This window comes from Rhodococcus sp. NPDC077669 (assembly GCF_040686915.1).
Lineage (GTDB): Bacteria > Actinomycetota > Actinomycetes > Mycobacteriales > Mycobacteriaceae > Rhodococcoides > Rhodococcoides fascians.
Window position 1 is genome coordinate 39,118 of the sequence record NZ_JBFBMD010000026.1, and the last position, 20,534, is coordinate 59,651.

The 20,534-nt window shown below is 61.7% G+C and carries 19 protein-coding genes; 12 read left to right on the top strand and 7 right to left on the bottom strand.

Annotation, left to right across the window (positions count from 1 at the left end; translation table 11 throughout):
• Entirely contained in the window at positions 1 to 669 is a 669-nt protein-coding gene (locus AB0P23_RS21650) for a hypothetical protein (protein WP_230598239.1), read from the bottom strand.
• A 47-nt stretch (positions 670 to 716) separates the two neighbouring features.
• Positions 717 to 1,877: a hypothetical protein gene (locus AB0P23_RS21655; protein WP_363799342.1), complete on the bottom strand. Its 1,161-nt coding sequence runs from the start codon at positions 1,875 to 1,877 to the stop codon at positions 717 to 719.
• Positions 1,878 to 2,926: 1,049 nt separating this feature from the next.
• Here AB0P23_RS21655 and AB0P23_RS21660 point away from each other — a divergent pair.
• The 5 genes from AB0P23_RS21660 (at position 2,927) to AB0P23_RS21680 (ending at position 6,533) form a co-directional block, all read left to right on the top strand.
• On the top strand, positions 2,927 to 3,370 hold the full coding sequence (locus AB0P23_RS21660) for a helix-turn-helix transcriptional regulator (protein WP_080729902.1): 444 nt from the start codon (positions 2,927 to 2,929) through the stop codon (positions 3,368 to 3,370).
• A gap of 453 nt (positions 3,371 to 3,823) precedes the next feature.
• Positions 3,824 to 4,351 carry a hypothetical protein gene (locus tag AB0P23_RS21665; RefSeq protein WP_094653620.1) on the top strand — a complete coding sequence of 176 codons (528 nt, stop codon included), beginning with the start codon at positions 3,824 to 3,826 and terminating at the stop codon, positions 4,349 to 4,351.
• Between the two features lie 17 nt (positions 4,352 to 4,368).
• Positions 4,369 to 4,812 carry a hypothetical protein gene (locus tag AB0P23_RS21670; RefSeq protein ID WP_363799345.1) on the top strand — a complete coding sequence of 148 codons (444 nt, stop codon included), beginning with the start codon at positions 4,369 to 4,371 and terminating at the stop codon, positions 4,810 to 4,812.
• A gap of 48 nt (positions 4,813 to 4,860) precedes the next feature.
• Positions 4,861 to 5,376 (top strand): hypothetical protein, encoded by a 516-nt coding sequence (locus tag AB0P23_RS21675; protein ID WP_141216890.1) that lies wholly within the window; start codon positions 4,861 to 4,863, stop codon positions 5,374 to 5,376.
• Positions 5,377 to 5,420: 44 nt separating this feature from the next.
• Positions 5,421 to 6,533, top strand: coding sequence for a DUF6545 domain-containing protein (locus AB0P23_RS21680; protein WP_363799347.1), 1,113 nt, complete (start codon positions 5,421 to 5,423; stop codon positions 6,531 to 6,533).
• Positions 6,534 to 6,543: 10 nt separating this feature from the next.
• Here the strand turns inward: AB0P23_RS21680 and AB0P23_RS21685 are convergent, their stop codons facing one another.
• A complete protein-coding gene (locus tag AB0P23_RS21685; RefSeq protein WP_363799350.1) occupies positions 6,544 to 7,272 on the bottom strand; it encodes a class I SAM-dependent methyltransferase in 729 nt (242 codons plus the stop codon).
• Between the two features lie 734 nt (positions 7,273 to 8,006).
• Here AB0P23_RS21685 and AB0P23_RS21690 point away from each other — a divergent pair.
• The 3 genes from AB0P23_RS21690 (at position 8,007) to AB0P23_RS21700 (ending at position 12,467) form a co-directional block, all read left to right on the top strand.
• The gene (locus AB0P23_RS21690; protein WP_363799353.1) at positions 8,007 to 9,929 is read left to right on the top strand and encodes a hypothetical protein; all 1,923 of its coding nucleotides are present in this window, start codon (positions 8,007 to 8,009) and stop codon (positions 9,927 to 9,929) included.
• Between the two features lie 428 nt (positions 9,930 to 10,357).
• On the top strand, positions 10,358 to 11,128 hold the full coding sequence (locus AB0P23_RS21695) for a ParA family protein (RefSeq protein WP_094653627.1): 771 nt from the start codon (positions 10,358 to 10,360) through the stop codon (positions 11,126 to 11,128).
• 448 nt (positions 11,129 to 11,576) lie between these two features.
• Complete coding sequence (locus AB0P23_RS21700; protein ID WP_363799356.1) at positions 11,577 to 12,467, top strand: DUF2637 domain-containing protein; 891 nt, start codon at positions 11,577 to 11,579, stop codon at positions 12,465 to 12,467.
• Positions 12,468 to 12,585: 118 nt separating this feature from the next.
• Here the strand turns inward: AB0P23_RS21700 and AB0P23_RS21705 are convergent, their stop codons facing one another.
• Positions 12,586 to 13,242 carry a helix-turn-helix domain-containing protein gene (locus AB0P23_RS21705; protein ID WP_363799359.1) on the bottom strand — a complete coding sequence of 219 codons (657 nt, stop codon included), beginning with the start codon at positions 13,240 to 13,242 and terminating at the stop codon, positions 12,586 to 12,588.
• A 91-nt stretch (positions 13,243 to 13,333) separates the two neighbouring features.
• Between AB0P23_RS21705 and AB0P23_RS21710 the strand changes: the two genes are divergently transcribed.
• The 3 genes from AB0P23_RS21710 to AB0P23_RS21720 all read left to right on the top strand — a co-directional run bounded on the left by AB0P23_RS21710 (position 13,334) and on the right by AB0P23_RS21720 (position 15,953).
• Positions 13,334 to 13,753: a DUF1761 domain-containing protein gene (locus AB0P23_RS21710; RefSeq protein ID WP_363799362.1), complete on the top strand. Its 420-nt coding sequence runs from the start codon at positions 13,334 to 13,336 to the stop codon at positions 13,751 to 13,753.
• A 543-nt stretch (positions 13,754 to 14,296) separates the two neighbouring features.
• Positions 14,297 to 15,552 (top strand): IS3 family transposase gene (locus tag AB0P23_RS21715; protein WP_363799365.1). Its coding sequence is split into 2 segments (ribosomal slippage): positions 14,297 to 14,570 and positions 14,570 to 15,552, totalling 1,257 coding nucleotides; the frame shifts between segments, so codons are not numbered across the junction.
• Between the two features lie 278 nt (positions 15,553 to 15,830).
• Positions 15,831 to 15,953, top strand: coding sequence for a hypothetical protein (locus AB0P23_RS21720; RefSeq protein ID WP_363799368.1), 123 nt, complete (start codon positions 15,831 to 15,833; stop codon positions 15,951 to 15,953).
• A 488-nt stretch (positions 15,954 to 16,441) separates the two neighbouring features.
• On the opposite strand, the gene AB0P23_RS21725 is transcribed toward AB0P23_RS21720, so the two are convergent.
• Positions 16,442 to 16,612, bottom strand: a complete 171-nt coding sequence (locus AB0P23_RS21725; RefSeq protein WP_232433770.1) for a hypothetical protein — start codon at positions 16,610 to 16,612, stop codon at positions 16,442 to 16,444.
• 557 nt (positions 16,613 to 17,169) lie between these two features.
• Here AB0P23_RS21725 and AB0P23_RS21730 point away from each other — a divergent pair.
• Positions 17,170 to 17,994: a hypothetical protein gene (locus AB0P23_RS21730; protein WP_341244377.1), complete on the top strand. Its 825-nt coding sequence runs from the start codon at positions 17,170 to 17,172 to the stop codon at positions 17,992 to 17,994.
• Here the strand turns inward: AB0P23_RS21730 and AB0P23_RS21735 are convergent.
• On the bottom strand, positions 17,970 to 19,175 hold the full coding sequence (locus AB0P23_RS21735; RefSeq protein WP_008720740.1) for a GGDEF domain-containing protein: 1,206 nt from the start codon (positions 19,173 to 19,175) through the stop codon (positions 17,970 to 17,972). The two genes, AB0P23_RS21730 and AB0P23_RS21735, sit on opposite strands and share 25 nt — an antisense overlap.
• Positions 19,176 to 19,254: 79 nt before the next feature.
• Complete coding sequence (locus tag AB0P23_RS21740) at positions 19,255 to 20,280, bottom strand: Rv1355c family protein (RefSeq protein WP_363799371.1); 1,026 nt, start codon at positions 20,278 to 20,280, stop codon at positions 19,255 to 19,257.
• Positions 20,281 to 20,534: the final 254 nt, after the last annotated feature.

Consider the following 20,534-nt stretch of genomic DNA (forward strand, 5'->3'; position numbering starts at 1 on the left):
CTATTCCCCTACTTCGGTGATCGATTCGATGAGATGACGCCCGTCGACCACAGAGGTGGTGACGCGCTGGGTGCGGTACTTCGGGCCGGGTGTCCCGTCGGGTTGGACGAGACTGACTGTGAGGGTGAAGAGCCCGGGCAGAACCGGGTCGAGGTCGAGGCAGTATTTCGACCCGACCGGGGTCTCGGCGATACCGATATCGAGGTTCTCGACAGTGGTGAACGGCGGGGCGGCGGGGGAGATGAGCTCGAACGCGGCAGCGCCGGACCGTTCGACGTACAGGCGGTGCTCGAATGCCCTGATGGCGTTCTCGCCGCTGTCCTGCCCACCTGCGGGCATCGAGCAATCACCCTGCGCTGATTCGGCAGGAGCAGGTGACGGTGAGCTCTCGGAAGGAGGTGAGGTGTCGGTGGACGTCGACGGCGCGGTCGTTGTCAGTGCATCGGCCGGCAGTGGGCCCTTCGCGGGTGCCGAGTCGTCACCGGTGGCCACGATGACGCCGGTGACGACCGCAGCGACCGTGACCGCTGCGCCGCCGAACAGCAGGGCTGCTCGGCGACGACTGCGGTCACGGGATCCGGACGCGGCGCTGGCCGGTTGTGGTCGTCTCGGCGATCGGCTCGGGCCGGTTGCGCTGACTATCGACGAACCTTGCTGGCTTCGCACCATGATCGATGAATCCTTTCTGGCACAGATGAATCCGGGGGAAGTCAGGATCAAGCGGGGACGAGTGCCGCCTGCAGGCCTGCCAGGGCTGCGTTGGCCTGGTCGACGATCGGAGCAGTGGCGTTGTTGACCGCGGCGACTGTCTCGGCCACTGCGGGCTGTTCGAGTGCGGTCGAGGTGAATCCCTGTACGGCCTCGTACGCGGGCTCGGTCCACACCTGCGCATCGGTCACTGCCTGATCGACGGCCTTCTGGACACTGGGGGCATCGATGGTCAGCGGCGCGGCAGGCGTTGCCGGCACGCTCTCGGGTGCCGGGAGCGGTGCCGGCTCCTCGATGATCTGCTGCTCGCCGCCGAGGACGGTTGCACCGAGGACGCCGCCGATGACTGCTCCGGCACCGGTCAGGCCCAGCACGATCGGTGCCGACAGCGCCGCGCCTACCCCGGCACCTGCGAGAGCTGCTGCACCGGGGATGAACACCCAGCCGACCGGTCCGCCCCAGACGATCGCACCGGTGCCGGTGGTAGCGGCGACACCGAGTCCGCCGCCGATGGCAGCGGCGGTGCCGGTGATGACTGCGGCCGGGACCATCGATGCCGCGAGGCCGACAGCGCCACCGGTGATGACACCGGTCGCGGTACCCGCTGCGATGCGGTCGGCGCGGGGAGCATCGGCGAATCCGTTGCCCACCAGCCAGTTTCCGCCATCGGCTTGTATTGCCTGGGTGGTGTTGTTGAACTGCTCGACGAAATTGCGGTCCACGATGTTCGGGTCGTACGGCACGAGTTCACCGCCGACGAGGAAGTAACCATCAGGTGCGTCGATCGGAGCAATGACGGTGCGCTGCACCGTCGGTACCGGCGGTGGGGGCGGCGGAGTCGCCTGCAGAGCCGGGGGCGCTTCGCTCGGGGCAGCCTGCGGAGCAGGGGCTTCGTAATAGGTGTTCTGGTAGTACGAGGACTGCTGATTGCCCGCCAGGTAGTCGTCGTAACTGCGTGACGGGGTTTGCTGGACCTGGGGTGAGGGCTGATAACCGGGTAGGTACTGACGTTCTTCCGGCGCGGCCGGCGGCGGGGCGACCGGCGCCGTCTTCGGTGCGCCCGTGACGCCCGGCTGCGATTCCTGCGGGGCGATGACCCCCGGCTGCGACGGAGCGGCCTGAGCGGGAGCGGCCTGCATGGTCAGGCCTGCGATCGTCACCGCAGCCATAGCGGGCAACGATTTGATCACCCGCCCTCGTGTCTTGGATGAGCGGTGCTGTCCGGAGCCCGATGTTGCTGGCATTGTGTGTCGATCCCTTCCTGGTGCGACCCGGCGTTCGGGTCGTTCTGGTGAATGCGATTGCGGAGCAACCGTTCTGGCGACAATTGGTTCTAGATCAAGTGAAAGAAGTGGATGGGTGCGTGCGATCCGTAGGTTGTGGGCCAGTCGCACGCACCCATCACGTGCTAGTGCCTCAGAACCAGCCGAAGACCGTCTGCCAGAACCAAGGCTGAGTGAAAATCCACATCGGGTATCGAAATCCTCTCTGTGAGAACGGGTATGAGTTCGCGGTTGATGTCCCGGCGGGGTCGCGCAGCACCGAACATGATGAAATGCGCTTACTGCACGACCCTCGCGCCGGTCCACCGGTCGAGCTACAGGGCGCGTCGGGGAGCTCCTGTAGCTCACGGCTGGGCGTCAAAACGGTGACCCCAGCCGAGACTGGGAGGGTCAGGCCACCTGGTTGAACTGGATGTCGCGGCGAGGTTCGTTGGCGGGACGGCGGAACGCCTTGTCCACGTCGGTCCATTCCCCGATCAATTCGCCGGTCTCTTCACACCGAAGTTGGTGTGTGGAATGCGGAGTAGAGGGCAGTGAGCACACAGCGAGACCGTGGACTCGGTCGTTCACGGCACTGCACTGATTCGAGTGCGAGGACGCGGCTGCTGGTTGTTGCAGAGTCTGTGAATGACTGGACAGCACAGTTGCGTTCCGTTCCGGGGCGCTACGTGCATCGACGTCCGTTAGGCTGAGAATGCCCATGTAGACGCGACGTAGTCGCACCCCTGTCTGCTGGGTCGGCCCTCGTGGATGCGCTTTGCGGACGCCAATCAGCTACGCGCACCACGGGGGTTCTTCTTTGTTCGGGTTCTGTGCTAAACCTTACTTCGACAGTCCGGTTTAAACAACCCGTGATAACCAATCTGTTTTACGACTGCATTATGTGCTACCAGGAATAGGCGGGTGACATTGTGACTCACCGTGGAGTACCAGCGATGAAGCGCCGCCTCCGTGGTTTCGATCCGAGCCGCTTGCGAGACGCCCGAGCCAGGGCTGGTCTCAGTGGTGCGGAGGTTGCTCGACGGGGCGGTATCGGAGCGTCGACCTACTCGCAGTGGGAGCAGGGAAAGGCGGATCCGGGTATCGCCGCACTTGCCCGCTGCCTCGCTGTACTGCAAGTGCGTGTGACCGATGTGGTGATCGTGGATCCTAGTGATGAGCACCTTGGAGACTTGCGGGTAGCTCGCGGCCTTACTCAGGGTGATCTTGCTGGCAAAGTTGAGGTGAGCCCTCAGCACATCGGCGCACTCGAACGCGGTCATGTAAAGCTGTCGGACGCAATGGCCCGAAAGATTGCCAGCGCCCTTGGTTTCGAGGTGTCGCGTGTAGTCGCCTCCTTCGATCGCGTACGAAACCGACCGTTGGACGTACTTCCCTGAGGACATTGACGGCCGCACGGGTTTCTCGTCGCAAGTAGTCCGGTCCAGTGGCAGCTGAACCGAACCGTCTCGGTCGGTCGTAAGTGGGCCGACCATCCTTCGTTGGACGTCCCGTGGATCCAGTCTTCTAGATTCACGAAACTCAACGCGCGATCTAATTGCGCCGTGTTTCGTCATCACGAGCGGAACACTATGGTCCCTCTGAGCGATGGGCAAGTAGAAGTCAATTTCGAATGGATCACACGCCCCTGAACTGGGCTTTGTGATCCGACACGTTTATTGACCCCACTCAGTTTATTGACCATATATTGACCTCGGCTCTAGGATGGATCTGTGACGCAAACGGGACACCCACTATGGTTTGCCACCTGCGTCAGCTCTCGCAGAAAGCAACGGAACCTCACCATCACGGGATTGCGCGAGGCGGGTGGGCCTACAAAGCCCGTCGTCCTGATGGCCGAACGCGGCGAGCTCAACAACCCGCGGCCGAGCACCTTGCAAAAGTTCGATACCGGCCTGAGTTGGAAGCCCGGAAGCGCCGCGAATGTCTATTGGGAAAGCGCGCAGCCGGTTGTGTTGGGGAGAGCACCGTACAAGGCCGGCACGGGGAACATCACCGTCGGGCTGGACCCACTGACTAAACTGCTCGCGGCCCAGAGGGACATGCACAGAGAGATCGATGGCCTGGAAGACCGCACCTCAGGGGTCGATGATCTGCGGGTAGCACTCCAGAAACTGGATGTTGCAGTTTCGGCCATCGCCGGGTCCTTCGTCACCGAGACGCTCGAACGGAATCATGGGCAACACCACAAGGCGATCGATTCCGCAATCGCGGCGCTCCTGGAGCTTCCTGTCGATTACGACGATCCAGAACGTGAAGAAAAGCTCTACCGCCGTTGGCTTTACGGCAGTCCCATCGAAATCGATCAAGCAACAGCCCATCGGTTCGCTCGCCGTCTGAAAGACAGTCGACGCCGCTAAAAAAGAACGGAACGAACATGGCTAAGGCAACGCCTCCTTTGCACGTGAGAATCAACAAACTCTTCGAGACGAACCACACCGCCGACAACCCGGAAGTCAGCAATGCCGTCGTCGCCGAGTCGATCTCCAGTCTCTTGGGACGGCCTGTTATCGAGACGGAAATAGCAGAGTTACGTGCTGAGGCCGGTCTGAGATTTGCCGACAGCGACATGGTCCACGCTCTCGCTGAGTACTTCGAGGCCCCGGCCTCCTTTCTCGCGAACAAGTGGGACAGCACCGCGGAGAGCTACGACCGGGAATTGTCGGTGCTGACCCAGCTACGCGATTCCGGCGTTCAGTTGCTTGCGATGCGGGACGGAGGTGCGATGAGCGCCGACGACCTCATGAACATCCTCGAACAGCTTCCTGACCAGCCAGAAGGCAAGACATCCGATGCAGGCGGTACCAGGAGTAACGTGTAGCGCCGTTCATTGTTTTCGGTTAAAAAAGGTCGGAGGGAGTCGGGACCCGTGAGCCAAGAGAGTCAGATTCGGTCGGCTGTGCGACGCATCGCAGCGAACATGCCGTCGGATGAGCCATGGTCGCGTCAGAAGTTCATCGACCTGATCGCAGAGGAACGCGACCGACCGATCGTCCTATGGCCCGTCGAGTCGGCACTGCTGAGCCGTGTGGGCCTGACAGGCACTCTGTGTGGGTTGTGGGTTGCCCGCAAGCAAGACGACTTCATCGTGTACGGATCCGACGTCGCCGAGTATCAAGCAGACCAAGTCATCGGTCACGAGGTAGGTCATATGGTTCTTTCGCATACCGGCCTTCCCGAGTCCGACCACAGTCGGGCCATGCTCAAGGTGTTGTTGCCTCACGTCTCGGAGCGAACAATCGAAAATGTGTTGGGTCGTGACAGCTTCGAAGATGACCAGGAAGCCGCCGCCGAGTCCTTCGCCGACCACATCATGGTCGAGGCGATGGTCAACCGAAATCGACGCCAGTCGCCCCTCCGCTCGACATTTTTCAGGGCGAAATGACCTCCCCCGTCCCAGCGTGGATCTCGTGGCCAATCATCGTACTGATGGCACTGACGTTGGTGGTTCGCGTCGCGTGGCTCAACTCGTCGATCATCGACAGGTTGACTACACGCTCGCTGGTCATCGGATGGTTCGCCTTAGTTCTCCGTGAAAATGCGGTTCAAGACGCAATCAGGCATCTACCGAAACCGCTAGGCGACGTCGCTCTGTTTCAGCAGCTCACGTTCTGTTGCATCGTCATGGTTGTCATGGCCATCTACGGCATGTCGCGGTTATGGGTGGGGGCCGACCCTTCGGCTGTGTGGAAGCGCCAGCGGGTCTACGACGCGATTGGACTTGCTCTCAGTGCCGTCATCCTCATTTCCGGGACACCTTCCCGGAAGGCCGGTGAGTTAGTCGATCAATACTTGGGCTGGCCGGCAGTCGTCTTGTGGACCGCCTTCTATGCCCCGATTCTGTTCGTCGCAGTTGCTGTCATGAGGATCTTCTTACGTGAAGCTCGACATCCCGACACCGCGGTCCGTGAGAAAGCACTCTATGGCTTGGCGATTGCAATTGCGGTCGGTCTCGCACTTGTTGCGGTGAGCACGCCTATTCTCACTTTTCAGGAGGTCTTGACAGGCTCTGGGTCGGCGGATCCAGAGATGCATGTGAAGGCCCTAACTTTCTTCCTAGCGGTTGCTGGATCGCTGATCATGGGTGCGGTTCCGGTTCTCGCAGTACTGCGGGCAAAGCTAGGACAGGACCGAATCAGCAAGAACTTGAAGGAAATCGAGCTTCTGTGGCAAGACATGACCGATCAGTTCCCCGAGGTCAGGACAGTCGACAGTCGACAGTCCCAGTCCGATCCTGCGATGAAGCTTCACAGAAAGATCATCGAAATTCACGATGCAGCACGCAGGCTCAGCAAGTGGAACGCATCCACGTTGTCCACTGAATCGGACGCGCTTCAATTAAATGCGGAGAGTATCGCAGCAGAACTGGCTCAGGCCTATGCCGCTAAAACCGCTGGTCAGATGCCTCCGGAACGCTACGAGCTCCTGACGGTGCTGGCGCAGCGCTCCGGGGCCTACGACCTCACCGCCACGAGCGATGACTTGGTCGACGTTGCCAGGGCCTGGCGCAAACTACGCCATCAGCAGAAAGTACGGACGTAGTCGACCGCCCCTATTGCCTGTGGTGCTCAGCTTCATGCGCTTCAATCTGCACGCTGTGCCGCGATGAGGCCGACCGTGGTGTGGCTCGCGGGCCGTTGGCGACGAAGAGAGCGACGTTCCCCACCATGTTGATCTCCACCTGCTCGAACCTGCTGTCCAGCGCGTTCTGCAGACCCGGCAGATCGTCGTGCCAGTTCCCGAACGCACCGATCTTGTTGTACGCCGTCATCAATGCCTTGCCGAACAAGGTATACCGCTGGTCAACACCAATCACGGTGGAACCGAACAGCACTCCCTTTGGCTTTAACAGCGCGGCGAGGTTATCGAACGCCGCATCTTTGGTCGACCAATCGCCGGGTAGGCAGTGCAAGACGTAGTTGAGAGATATCGAGTCGAACTTTTCGATGTTCTCGGCGAAGGGTTCGAGTACGTCTTGCTCGATCAGAGTGGTGGGTACCCGGAGTCGAGATGCTGTGTGCTTCAGCGAGTTCGGGCTGAGATCCGAAAGCGTGAGATCGAGGTCAGCTGGTAAGTCTGCGTTGGCGAGTAGCCAACCTGATCCGGGCCCGACCTCAAGGTGTCTCTGTCCGATGCGACCGTTATAGAGGTCAAGGAAGTTCTGTCGGTTGCAGCGCCAGGCGTAGCTGTTCGACAGCCGCATGACCCAGAGATCGTAGACATTCAAAAACAGATTGCTGCTGTACGGAGCCGCCCCCGCTTGCGTCGTATCAGATGTCATCGAGTCGATATTCCTCTCGGTGTGTGTGAGCCAGTCCCCCGCGTAGCTACCACGCGATCTAAGAGTCTGCCCTATCAGCGCGGTTGGGGGCAGAGGTGCGCCCTGGGTGGATCTGGCTAAGCCGTGGGCTGGAGCTCGTCGACAACCCGCCGTAACCAACCCCGACGTTCGCAGGTCGTCGCTTCAAGGCGTCTTGGCGAATCTTGTTACAGCTTCACGGCGTGTCTAACCGGCACCATCCGCAATCTGTTACAGAATCCTGTGATGGATTGGCGTCCGGGAAAGGTGTCAGCGATGGCCATGCAGAGCAAGGGGTCGAGGCGTATGTACGCAACTCGTATCCCTGTGGAGGTTGGTGACCTGATCGAACGGCGAGCACTTGAGGCGGGCTGCACGTCTACGTCGCAGTACCTTGCGGATCTGCTCGCTGTGGTTCACGGACGCCCCGATCTAGTACGCGAATTGAACCAAGAGGTGATGCCGCTAACCGCATAGACGGACAAGAATGCGGCGTGCTTGAGGACGGTTAGCCTCGGCCCCCGCTCGCACACTACGTGCAGACCGAAAAGAGTCGAGCCCCCGACTGGCAGGTCGAGGGCTCGAGGTGAAACGGAGAGCCAATCTTCGTTTCGGTGCTGCATTCCCCTGGAAGGGACAGACTATTGCTGGTCTCGTCTCAGGGTACCTCGCGCCCTGATGAAGGTTCAAGATCTAACGTTCGTGTCGTCACGGCGATGTCGACACCCGACAACATGTGGAGACGTCTGTCTCCGTTGGTGGCCGCGCGTCGGTCCATGCGTGTCTGGAGTGCCGCTAGCGGCAAGTTCGATACCTCGCGGACTCTGACAAAGCACCTACCGGTCGTGCCGGCCGCGGTGCCGATCTATGCGCGCGGCCGTACGAGCCTGCTAGCGCTGGACTTCGACGCCAAGCACCACACGCCGGAGCAGGTCGACGTCGATGTCGAACGTGCCTTGGGATGGCTTCACGAATGCGGTGGACGCACAGTCACCGATCGTTCGACGAGCGGCGGCCGCCACGTCCTGGTGCCGATGGCCACCGACATCGCTCTGCGCGTCGACGACATCAAAATGGTGATGCAGCTCCTGTCGGCCCGCCTGGTCACACTGGACGCCACTCCGATGCTCAACGCGGACTGGGGATGCATCACTCCCCCGGGCTCACCGTGCCGCGAGGGTGGCTACCGCATCCTCGACGGCACTCTCGACGAGGCGATCGACGCCTTCACCGTTCGGTCCGACCGCGGTATCGTCCCCCGCCTCATAGCTCTCCTGGGCGGTGCGACCACTCCCCGGCACCGCACCCCTGTAGCCGCTGTCGCTGCCTCCCTCTCCCAAGACGAACGCCTCGTCGGTGTCGGCAGGGACCGACGCTTGGACCCGCGTTTCCACCGCACTACAGCCGTCCCAGAGACCGTCGAGGCGTACGCGGCGACGGGCAAGTTCACCAAAACAGCCAGAGCCCTCTGGGACTCCCCCTCAGAGGCGAGGCAGGCCGTCATCAGCCACGCCGTGCTGCGCGGTGCCAGCTCCGCGGACATCGAGAAGGCGATCGCAACCAAGGCGTGGTCGGGAGTCCGCAACTCGTACATCGACAAGTACGGCAGGCACTCCGCCGCAGCCCTGCAACGAGACGTGGCCAACGCCCTGAGTTGGGCCGCAAGGATCGTCCGACCATTCCACCAACTCACGCACAAGAACAGACACACAGGGGGTAGTAGTTCGTTCCTGAAAGATCGAATTCGTAGACAGTGGCTGGCGCACGCACAGCTGTGGATCGACTCGGAGTTTCTCGGTACCCGACAACGTCCTGTCCTACTCGCAGTGGTCCAAGCGCTCGCCTACACATCGGCTCTGGCCGGCGACTTGGTCGAGGGCGTCCCTGTGGTGGCAGTGGGTGGACGGAGCTTGTCGCATTCGGCCGGGTTGATGTCGGAATCGACGGTGTGGAGTGCGTTGCGGGTGCTCAGAGAGACTCCAGGGTCTCCCCTGCTGCTCGTATCCCGCGGTGCTGGTCGGGAGGCCGATCGCTACGCCCTGACCACACCGGCGACCACGCGGGGCCCAGGACGAGCGCGGATCGAGCGTGCTCGTGTGGAGCCGGTACATCCGGCATGGAGCGTGCTCGGTCTGCGTGGGCGGTCGGTGTACGAGCTGGTTGTTGCGGGTCTGGCTACGAACATCGACGACGTCTTTGCCGGCGCGATGCTGCGGCCATCGAACGGTTACGCCATTGTCGCGGCTCTGACGGCCGCTGGGCTCATCGAACGCGACGGGGCTACCTTGGGTCCCGGAAGCCGCACGTTGGACGACGTAGCGGACGCTCACGGCCTCGAGACCGTCGCGGCCGACCGCATCGTTCGCCACCGAGCCGAACGGCTTTTGTGGCAGGTGTGGCTTGAGAACCGCTTCTACGGCCCGGCCATCGCGTCGGCCATGCAAGTTCCAGCTGCCGACGTTCCGATCTACGGCGCTCCCCCACCGCGCGGGGAAGAGTCGGAAGCGCTGTGGGCGGCGATGCTTGCTGCGGGGCCACCCCCAGAGCCTGATCCTGTGCGGGAAGCCATGGAGCTCCTCAGTGACCGACTCGGCGCAGTGATCGTGCCTGTCGTGCAATCCAAGGCCGCCCACCACTAGGGCACTGTTTCACCCGTGCAGTCACAGACGTGACGCTTGTGAGGTCTTGTCGCCCGCGCGGGTGCGGAATGCTCTGAAATCTGGCCGAAGGTGGAGAGGGTTGAACCGCTCCACGAGACTTGGAAGGGGGGCAGGATGGACGCGATGCCGGTCGGTCTAGGTGGGGGGCCGTTGCTTACCTTGCGCACCGGCAGAGTGCGCATTTGGGGGCGTTCCCCTCGCGTTACTCTCGCAGTTATGCCAGGTCAGAAGGTGCTCTAATTAGTGCATGCGTTAATTAATTAGTGCATGCGGTAACGCGTGCGTTCGTTACCGCATACTTTCACTCACGCCTGAAAGCGCGCACTAATTAACGCGTTCCTTCACTCGTGCGTTATTTCATTCATTAGTTAGTGACCGCACGCGTGAGTGAGTGCTAGAGTGCGTGCATGAACGTAATCATGGTGTACAGCGAGGCTGGGGGCGTCACCAAAACCACGACAGCAGTATCGCTGGCGATGGTGTCGGCTGCGGCTGGAACCCCAACCACCCTGATCGACCTCGACCCGAGAGGTGCGGCCACAAAGTGGGTCGGGAGCTACCCGGACGAGCCGTGGAAGCACGTCGGTGCCGTACTCGCAGACGCGAACCCGGAGGGGTGGGCCGAGGATCTCGCGATTCCCACGGAATGGTCCGACAACCTACGAATCCTTCCGTCCGCGAGGTCGCTCTCGAACCGCGAGAAGGACTACGAGGACCACGCGGAACTGCGACTTGCTGCCGCCCTCGAAGGACACACATCCGAGGTCGTCATCATCGACTGCCCGAACCGTCAAGGCGGGCTCTTGACGCAGAACGCGCTGGCTGCCTCCAGTCTCGTTGTCTACGCGGCGACAGCCAACCAAGACGGGTTGGACGGAGTCGAAGGGGCTCGGGAAAGCGTCCAGAAGTTCCGCGCGAGCCGGGAACGAATCGGCGCGACCTTGAACCTCCAGGAAGCCGGCATCGTCGTCGGTGCAGTCAAAGAGACCGTGATGACCAAGGTCTCCACGAAGGCGCTGGAGCTTCTCCAGGAGACGGGCCTGCAGCTCAGCCCGATCATCCCGAACCGAACAATCGTCGACCAGTCGCGGATGACAGGCGAGTGGTACGGAAAGTTCGACAAAGGCGCACCCGTACTGTCCGCCTACCAGCAGATATTTTCATCAATCATTAATTAATGCATGCATGCACGAACGCATGACTGCGCCGCACGGAAGGCTTCACTATGAGCAGCGAACCGGACCTGAACGTCACCCGAAGGGGCCCTCGACCAGCGGCCGATGAAACGGTTGACTCCGCCGAGGTCCCGCAGTCGACTAAGGTCTCTCCCCGGCCAGTAGGACGCCCCCGTCGAGAGAAGGCCGAGCCGGTCATTCAGTTCTCGACACGTCTCGGACTGAGCTACCGAGAGGCCATCGACGCAGTCGAAGCCCACTCTGGGGACACCATCCGCGAAATCATCGAGCACGCAATCAGAGTCGCCTACCCCGAGCACTACAAACCAAAGCCGACGAAGCAACGGTAGAACGTTCGATCGAACCGCCACCAGACCAACGCAGGGGGCCCCGGCAGTGCGGGAACACCACCGGGGCCATCGGCCACAGACAACAAAGGGAGCTGTGACCTATGAACCACCGTAACGCCGACCTAGAGGTCGAGGAACTAGACGGCGCGCTGCCGACATCGCAACATGCAGTCGAGATCCACCCGGCTGTAATCAAATGGGCCCTTATCATCGGTCTGATTGTCGCTATCGCCGTCACCGCGTCAAGCTTCAACCTCAGCTTTCAAACCCTCCATGACCTTGCCACCATGGCCAACATGGGTGACTCCGCCTGGGTTATCCCAGTCGTCCTCGACGGTCCCATCCTCGCGGCCGGCATCTTCCGGATCGCTCTGTCCCAGCACACCGACCGGGCCACAGTGATCGGCCGACGTTTCATCATCGCCGTGTACACACTCGCCGGACTGGGCAGCATGGCAGGCAACGCCTACCACGCCGTTCTCACCGTCACCGACCTCAATGCGGGAGTCGCTGCCGTCCTCGGCGCACTCGCGCCCCTGATGGTGATGACCATGAGCGAGATGATTTCGATCGTTATCAGCGCACCTCGACGGCGTATCAGCACGCCCACGCAACCCATCTCGGCCGCCGCAGACGCATCCGGCAACCTCGAGACGGCTGAGCAGACAACAGTGGGCGACGGTACCAACGACCTCATTGCCCTGCTCGATCAGCACGGAACCCTCGAACCTGAAATCTGGCAAACCGCCGACCTCTACCAGAATGACCCAGAAACGAAGGGAAACTTCGCGGCCGTCAGCCGTCGCCTCGGAGTAACTCCGCCTACAGTCGCACGGCGATACGACAGATACTCCGCACTGGTAAACAAGGTCACTGCGATGAAGGCAGCCGAACATCTGGGCCCGCCGGCCGAACTAGAAACAGAAGGCGATGACAGAGACAGAAACTACGCACTGACCGCTGCAGCTCCCGAATACACAAACGCGAGCTGACAACCGTGCGTGGTTCGAGTGCCCCAGAAACGTTCGTTTTCAGCGTTCGGGAGGCGTGGGTGGCCGCTACGGCGTCCGCTTCGCGACGTTTCAGACGGTCAGGTTCCGGGGCTGAGTTTTAGATCGGCGGCTGAGTGCGTCCCGCAGGAAAGACGGAATCAAGAACCTGCGCGTCACCGCGGACTTGCAGGGAGGGGCGTGCTTGTTCGACCGTCAGTGCGCCGGCGGCGAGGCCGACAATAATCTCTGGGGCCGCTTCGATGACGGTTGCTGCCGTTTGGTTACGGCGACTGAACGCTTGCGGGCCATGCTCGTCGATGCGCAGGGCGATCGAGAATCCCTCGATAAGCAGCTCGACTTCGACCGCGGGCGTCGCAGTGACGTCTCTCAAGAGGGCGGGTAGAGCCAGAACCAGCCAGCGTGGATGAAACACATCGTCGCCGCGACCTGAGGCGACCAACGGCGTTCCCCACCGCCCAAGGGCTTCCATCGGATCACGGAGCTCGGCACCCCATTGGGTCAGGGCATAAAGCACCCCGGGCTCCCCGAGCTGTCGTTGGACAATGCCGTTTTCTTCGAGCGTGCGAAGTCTCTCAGCAAGAAGGTTCGACGCTATTCCAACCAGTGATGTTTTTAGTTCGTTGTAGCGCAACGGGCCGGGAAGCAGCTCGCGGACGATAAGAAGATTCCAACGCTCTCCTACGAGGTCAAGCGCGCGAGCCAGACCGCAGAACTGTCCGTAAGAACGGGCTCCGTGACGCTTTACTTTGTCCATTGCAGTAGATAATATCAACCAAACGTACTAGCTGCCAGTGTCTGTCGCGATCGGGACGGCGCTCGCGTATGCAGGGGAGTGGTCGCACACAATGGGTATCAACTGGCTCGGTGTCATTCCCGCTGTAGTGGCGGGGATGATCGTTGCCTTTCTTTGGTATCAGACAGGACCGATTGCCAGCGCATGGGAGAAGCTGACCGGGGTGACCCCGGAGCGGATCAAGCCAGTGCGGGCGCGAAGCATGATGCAGCTCTTCATCACCATCATCATCATGGCGCTCGGGTTAGCGGTCGCAATCGGGCTCGCAGCCGAGGCGACCGGCAGTACTTCGGTGTGGGCGGCGCTGCTCGTAGGGCTCGTGACGTGGGTTGCGTTTTCGGCGTCGACGCTCGTTCAGCACAACGCCTTCGAGATGAAGCCGGCCAAGCTCACGATCATCAACATCGGGTACCAGCTCGTGCTCTTCCTTGTGATGGCACTTGTGCTCGGACTGCTCAATGGGCGGATGTGACAGAAACGATCGTTTCTGTCACATCCTGCTCCACACATCAGTCGATCCGTCGACCAGCCGACGAACTGTGCCACAAAACTAGGGCTGAGCTCCCGGCCGTCGATATGCCGCCCCAGAAACGGTCGTTTCTGGGGCATCGATCCGTGAGACAGCCGCTAGTCCGAACGAGCGTTGCGATTGCAGGCCCCTCACGGTCCCGAACAGAGGGCATAGGACCTGTCCGCATCCGACAACTGGAGTGCTATTTCCACAGGTCTACTGCATCGACCAGGCGCTTCATATACGAGTGAAGTCGGCTTCTGATAGTTCGATTTCAACAGACGGGTGGACGGTGGTCGGTTGGTGCTCATTAGGACGGCGAGGGTGGTGGTGAACTGAGGGTGGTGTCTTCGACGTAGTCGGCTAGAGGATCAGGCCGGTTCCCTGATTGGGACGTCTGGTCTGTTCCTGGTATTGGACGACCGATGCCCGTCCGTGGAACCACGGTTGGAGTGAACCGTCCTGGGTTTGATGCCGCTTCGTTCTTTGTGAAGGATGAAGCGTATGTCGAAGCGTTACCCGGCCGAGCAACGTGAGCGTGCGGTGAAGATGGTCCTCGACCATCTCCACGAGTACAACTCCGTGTACGGCGCGTGCAAGGCGATCGGACCGAAATTGGGCGTCGGCGCGGAGTCACTGCGGCTCTGGACACGCCAGGCTCAGATCGATGCCAACCAAGCTCCCGGTGCAACGACCGAGGAGCAGCAACGTATCAAGGAGCTCGAGCGTGAGAACCGAGATCTCAAGGAAGCCAACGAGATTCTGAAGTCGGCTTCGATTTTCTTCGCGAGGGAGCTCGACCCTCGCCGCCGCAGATAGTCCAGTTCATCGATCAGATGCGTGCACAGAACTACCGGGTCGAGTCGATCTGCCGCGTGCTCACCGAGCACGGAGTACAGGTCGCCCCACGCACGTACCGCAACTGGAAGACCGCAGCACCGTCGGCTCGCACTGTCTCCGACGCCTACCTCACTGCCGCTCTCCGTGACACGGTCGGCGAACCGGAAGAGCTCTACGGTCGCCGCAAGATGTACCGCCACCTGCGCAGGAAGGGCCATAATGCGGCTGCCTGCACGATCGACCGCCTGATGGGCGACGAGGGTATGTCCGGCGTCGTCCGAGGCAAACGGCACCGCACCACAATCCAGGGCGGCAAGAACTCCACCCGGGCCCCTGACCTGCTCGACCGTGACTTCACGTCCGAGTCCCCGAACCGGAAGTGGGTCACCGACTTCACGTACACCAGAACGTGGGCGGGATTCGTCTATGTCGCGTTCGTCATCGACTGCTTCTCGCGAGCGATTGTCGGTTGGCACGCCTCGACGGTCAAAGACACGGCGATGGTCACCACGGCGCTGAAGATGGCCCTGTGGCGACGCGATCACGGTGGGCACCGCGTCGGCTCGGGGCTCATTCATCACAGCGACGCCGGCAGCCAGTACACGTCGATCGCGTTTGCGGAAACGCTTGTGCTGGAGGGTATTGCGGCTTCGATCGGCAGTGTCGGGGATGCTTACGACAATGCGTTGGCGGAGAGCACGATTGGGTTGTTCAAGACCGAGGCGGTATCGAAGAGAAGTCCGTTCCTGATTGGTCCGATGAAGACCATCGACGATGTCGAGTTCGCCACGATGGGATGGGTCGACTGGTTCAACCAACGCCGCCTCCACAGCACTCTCGACTACCTCACACCGGACGAATTCGAGGAGGTCTACTACAGTCAAGAATCGGCACTCCGCCCGGAGATGTTGCAAGCGTAGGAGCGGCAAGAAACCCGGGACGGTTCATCTTGCCGACGATTCCGTGTCCTGTGTCGGCGTAGATCTCGGTTTCTGCTCGCGGGATGCTGGATCTGACTCGATCGACCGCTGCTTGGGGGGTCGAGACCACCGTGTTAGCGCCGAAGATCACCAGCGTTGGGACTGTGATCGACTCCATTTCGGTATCTGTCAGCTTTCTTGCCCAGCCGAGCTTCATGCGGTAGTTCAGTGCCTCTTTCGCCATCGCGAATTGTGCATCGTTCAAGGCGTATCCAGGCGTGCTCTGCGACATCGAGTCCGTCTTCGCCGACGTCGAAAGCCGCGCTGAGAAAATGCTGAACGATCTTCTCGAGTTCCTCGACCCGGACGCGGCGGGAGAGTTGACCGATGTCGTCGAGTAGCGAACAACTCTCTGCTGGAACCCAGCTGAGTGAGAGGGTAGAGGCACGCTGGTCGGTCGTTGCACAAGATCCCGCACAGCCTCGTGCGATTGCTGTCGGGGTTGTGGTGTGTCGGTTCCGTCGTACCGCCGCGACGACGGAACCGACACGCCGCATACTGAACCTACCGGGAGCGCACAGACCTCTCGTCGTCCGTATCCGCCACCCATTGGTACCGAAACAGTGGTGACGCTTGCTTTTTCTTCACTATTCGCCGACGCGGCGCGCGCTCATCCCGGCGTCGCGAATACTCGACCAACCGATCCCGTAACGCCGGGTCGAGGCAATCTCGATCATGTGCGTCCAGTCAGTTCCCTCAACCGGGCAGCGATACTCACCCACCCCGAGTCCGAACTCGACGGATACATCCGATGCCGACGCTCCCCCGAACGGCTCCCACAACACGGCAAACGCAACCAACGATCACATTGCTGCTCGGACGCCACCGCTCACCGTTTCTTTCCGTCGATCTCGGTCAGCAAATCACCGTCGTCGACGAAGGCGAGTTCTCCCGAGTTCAACGCGACAGCCCATCGATGCGGGTGCGCCCAGTCGCGACCCAACGCGGGACCGGAGACAAGTTGATCGGAGTAGTCCTCGACGACGATCCCCGACACCACTTCCCCGCCCCTCCGGAGCTGGACCTCATCACCAATAGCGGGTCCAGAATTTGTGTTACTTCCTGCAGCAACCATGGATGAATTCAAACAGAGTTCGTCACGTATCGGGCACGCAGAGAACCAGACACACCCGCTGGATGGCGAGAGCGAGAGCAGCGCAAGAACTCGACAACGATCGTGTTCCCGATGGGTGCGGATTAGCCCGCAGCCCTTCGTGTGCGGCGAAGAAACCGTAGTCTCGCTCCGCCGTAGGACGACCTGTGCCTGAGCGACATCCGGAGCGAACCGAAGTCGTTGACCGACACATCCTCGCTGAAAACCGGCTCCACGCAACCAGGTGATGTGATGAATCATGAACTGTGCGACTTCCACGCGCTCAATTCAGTGACATAACACATTTGAGCCGCCGTTAACAGACTGAAAGGATGTTTTGAAGCATTCCTCCGGTCCGTAGGCTTGTTTGTTGCACAATGGCTGTGTTAGCTGTTCCACACCGACTACTCGCTCGACATGCCCCAGAAGGGTTATCGGGCACCACCCCCTCAGGAGCCTCATCGATGACGATTCCCATACTTTCGAGCTCGCACTCGGCCGATGCCATCGAGTCCGCAGCCGATCGGCACGCTACGCGCAACTCGTCGGCCAGCCGACAGAGCACACAGACAGACAGGCTCGTCCGTCCCGTCGGTCACGGGCTCGACGTCGGTTCCCGGTCGACGCGCTGCGCCGGTGGAACCATGACATTGACGGCCGCGACACCATCGGGATCCCCGGAACTGTGGTCCCGCTATGTCGAAGGAGCGTGGGAATCGTACTCACGCCATGGTGTCACCGCTGCGCTCGATCTGGACGAAGTCGCCTCCGGCGCCACGACAACCCTGTTCTACGTGGTGCTCGACAGGGCAGGACAGATGCTCGGCGGAGTCAGGGCACAAGGCCCCTACACGATGATCGAGCAGTCCCACGTGTTGACCGAATGGCAGGACTCGCCTGGACTGCCTCTGGTCACCGAACTGTTGCACGCCCGGATCCCCCACGGGATCGTAGAAATGAAAAGCGCGTGGGTCGATGCGGGTGCCGCAGGGCGGACGGTGTCGAATGTGCTGGCTCGGACAGCATTGCCGACGCTCGAACTGACCGGCAGCCGGTACCTGTTCGCCAGCGCGGCCGATCACGTCCTGCGCCTGTGGGAAAGCTCCGGCGGGCGGATCGACCACGCCATCCCGGCCGCGGCGTACCCGAGCGAGCAATACCGGACCGTCATGATGTGGTGGGACATGCACACGCTGGCCCGCAGCGCGAGACCCGAGGTGTGGGAGTCGATGGTCCGCGAGGCCCGCTCATTGTGTGGAAACGCTCAGCGCGTCCCGTCGGCGGCGTGACGGCTGGTCGAGAGTTCGGGGCGGCTCGTTCTCATCTGACCGGACCTGGGGCTGCCCGACCATGTGATCGTGAGTGTGCCCGCGTGGTACGCGCGATCTCGTCCGTCGGCTTTGGCGCGGTAGAGCGCGGCGTCGGCGGCGCGGACGGCGGCGTCGAGCACGTGATCGAGACCGCCCGATTCGCTCGAAGCAACGTCTGCGGAGGGTAACGCCGGGTCACCGGGTGCGATGGGCCGGACGTCGAGCGTCACCGTTCCGATGCTCACGGTCACCCTGCAGTCGGACCGGACTCGATCGAGTATCCGCTCAGTGAGTTCGCGGCCGTCTCGGTGCGGGGCGAGAATCAGGAACTCCTCGCCACCGGTTCGAGCGACGATCGCATCGTTTTCGCCGACCGCTGCGTGCACAGCGCACGCCAGAGTGTCTGCGACTGCAGCGAGCGTTCGATCCCCGGCTGTATGACCGTCGGTGTCGTTGACGGTCTTGAAATGGTCGACATCGACGACGAAAGCAGCCAGTAGTTCTTTCCGCTCGCACGCCTGGTGCACGAGAACCTGTGCACTCGAAAGCAATCCACGGCGATTGAGAAGACCGGTCAACGGGTCCGTGTCGGCCAACCGTTGCAGTTTTTCGTTCACCAACGTCAGGGTTCGGCGCAGGCCGCCGATGAGCGCAACCGGCACCAGCACCGTGGTCGCGGCGGCACCGATCGCAACGGCGGTCACCGCCCAACCGGAGGAACCCACACTGACCACCGACAATGCCGTGACCATGACCACCGAGGCCGCAGACAGGCGCGCGGTGACCCGCGGCGGTGAACTCGACGCAGCGATAGCCGGAACGATCGCCAGCATCGAGGTGACCGCGCGCGTCCCGGACGGATCCGCGACCAGGTAGGCGCTGATAGCGACTCCGGTCATACCCCCGAAACCCAGGACCGCGAACTGACGTTCGCTCAACCGCCCCACCTTGGCAGCGAAGAGCACGGTTACCGCGGTGAACGTCAGCACCACGATGAGAACCGGAAGCGCATTCGGCCGCAAAAACGTCGGAGACAACAGGGCAATGGCCAACAGCGGTACAGCGCCGGTAGCGCTGACAATGACCGCGGTAGTACGGGTATCGAGCCGTGACCGCCACGGGTTTGGATGCCGACGAGACGACTTGTCGATCACGTTCATCCGATGATTCCTCGAATCAGTGTTGGGCGCGATCCCGGCACAGAATGTTTGGCGGCCCTTGTTGTCGTGGCGTGCCCGTTCATCCCCCTGCCGGTCCAACCGTCGGATCGACTCCGGTGCGCACCAACGAATCCAGGTCGATTCGCCGTCGACCGGACGGGAGCGGTTCACCGCGGCCGAATGCCCTCACAGCGGCGGTCACAGCGGCACCACCGAGCGCGACGTCTCCGCCGAGCTGCGGCCAGGTCGAGAGCGTGCGCCCGATTTCCGGCACCGACGCAATCATTCTCGGGGTCAGTTTGGTCGGCTCGAGCAACGTCGCTGCGATCGTGCTCTTCTGCTCGACGGTCATGTCGGCCACATCCGCGGTTTCCATCTCGCCGAGCAGTCCGTGGAACACCGGTCTGTCGGGTTCGAGATCGAAGCGTTCGACATCGAGGACGCCGCCATCGCTGGTCTCCATCACCACGGGGATGCCTCGGGCGCGGGCGTGTTGGCGGACCAGCAGCTTGGTGTCGATCGAGTCGCATTCCTCCACCACGAGATCGAGCCCGTCCAGAAAGCCATCGAGCGTCGCAGCATTCACACCGTCCGGGAACACCTGCACCCTCAGGTACGGGTCGAGCTCGGCGATCCGTCGGGCCGCGGCGACCGCCTTGTTCACGCCCAAGTCGAACACCGAGGACGGGACTCGGTTGAGGTTCGAGAGATCGAGCTCGTCGAAGTCGGCCAGACGCAACTCGCCGCACAGTCCTTCCAGCGCAAGGGTGTGAGCGACGGCGTGGCCGACGCTCAACCCGACCACTCCCACCCGTAGGTCTCTGAAGCGAGCTTGTTCCTCGGAGGTGATCTTGTTTCTGTTGCGGTCCAGCCGTAGCTGATCGAAGCCGCGTGGACCGAGGACGCGAACCACTGTGCGCCGCCACGGGTAATGCACCCACCGCATCTCCTCGGAATCACCGGCCGTCGTTGGAAGCAACCGACGAAGCGAGGCCAGCTGTTCGTCTGTCGTGTCGACGACATCGACGTGGGGATCATCGAGCAGAGCACGGACAACCGAGTCCTGTTCACGCTCGGAGGGGTCGAACACGCTGTGCTCTGACATTGCTGATGCTCCGCATCTTTCGGGTGACTGTCGACGACAAAGCAACGCCGATCATGTCCGACGGCCGGGAAGGATATCAGACTGCTTCACGTTACTGAAGACTCGTCGACACGCCTCGCGGGACGGAGGGCAAGTTGACACAGTTGCGCTGCCATGGAACCGCGCTGGCTCTCTCGATGACCACCGGTGAAACAGTGCCGCTCCAGGCTTGCGCCTGGTGTTGCCTGGCCTCCTCGTGATCGGCCCGTCGGGGA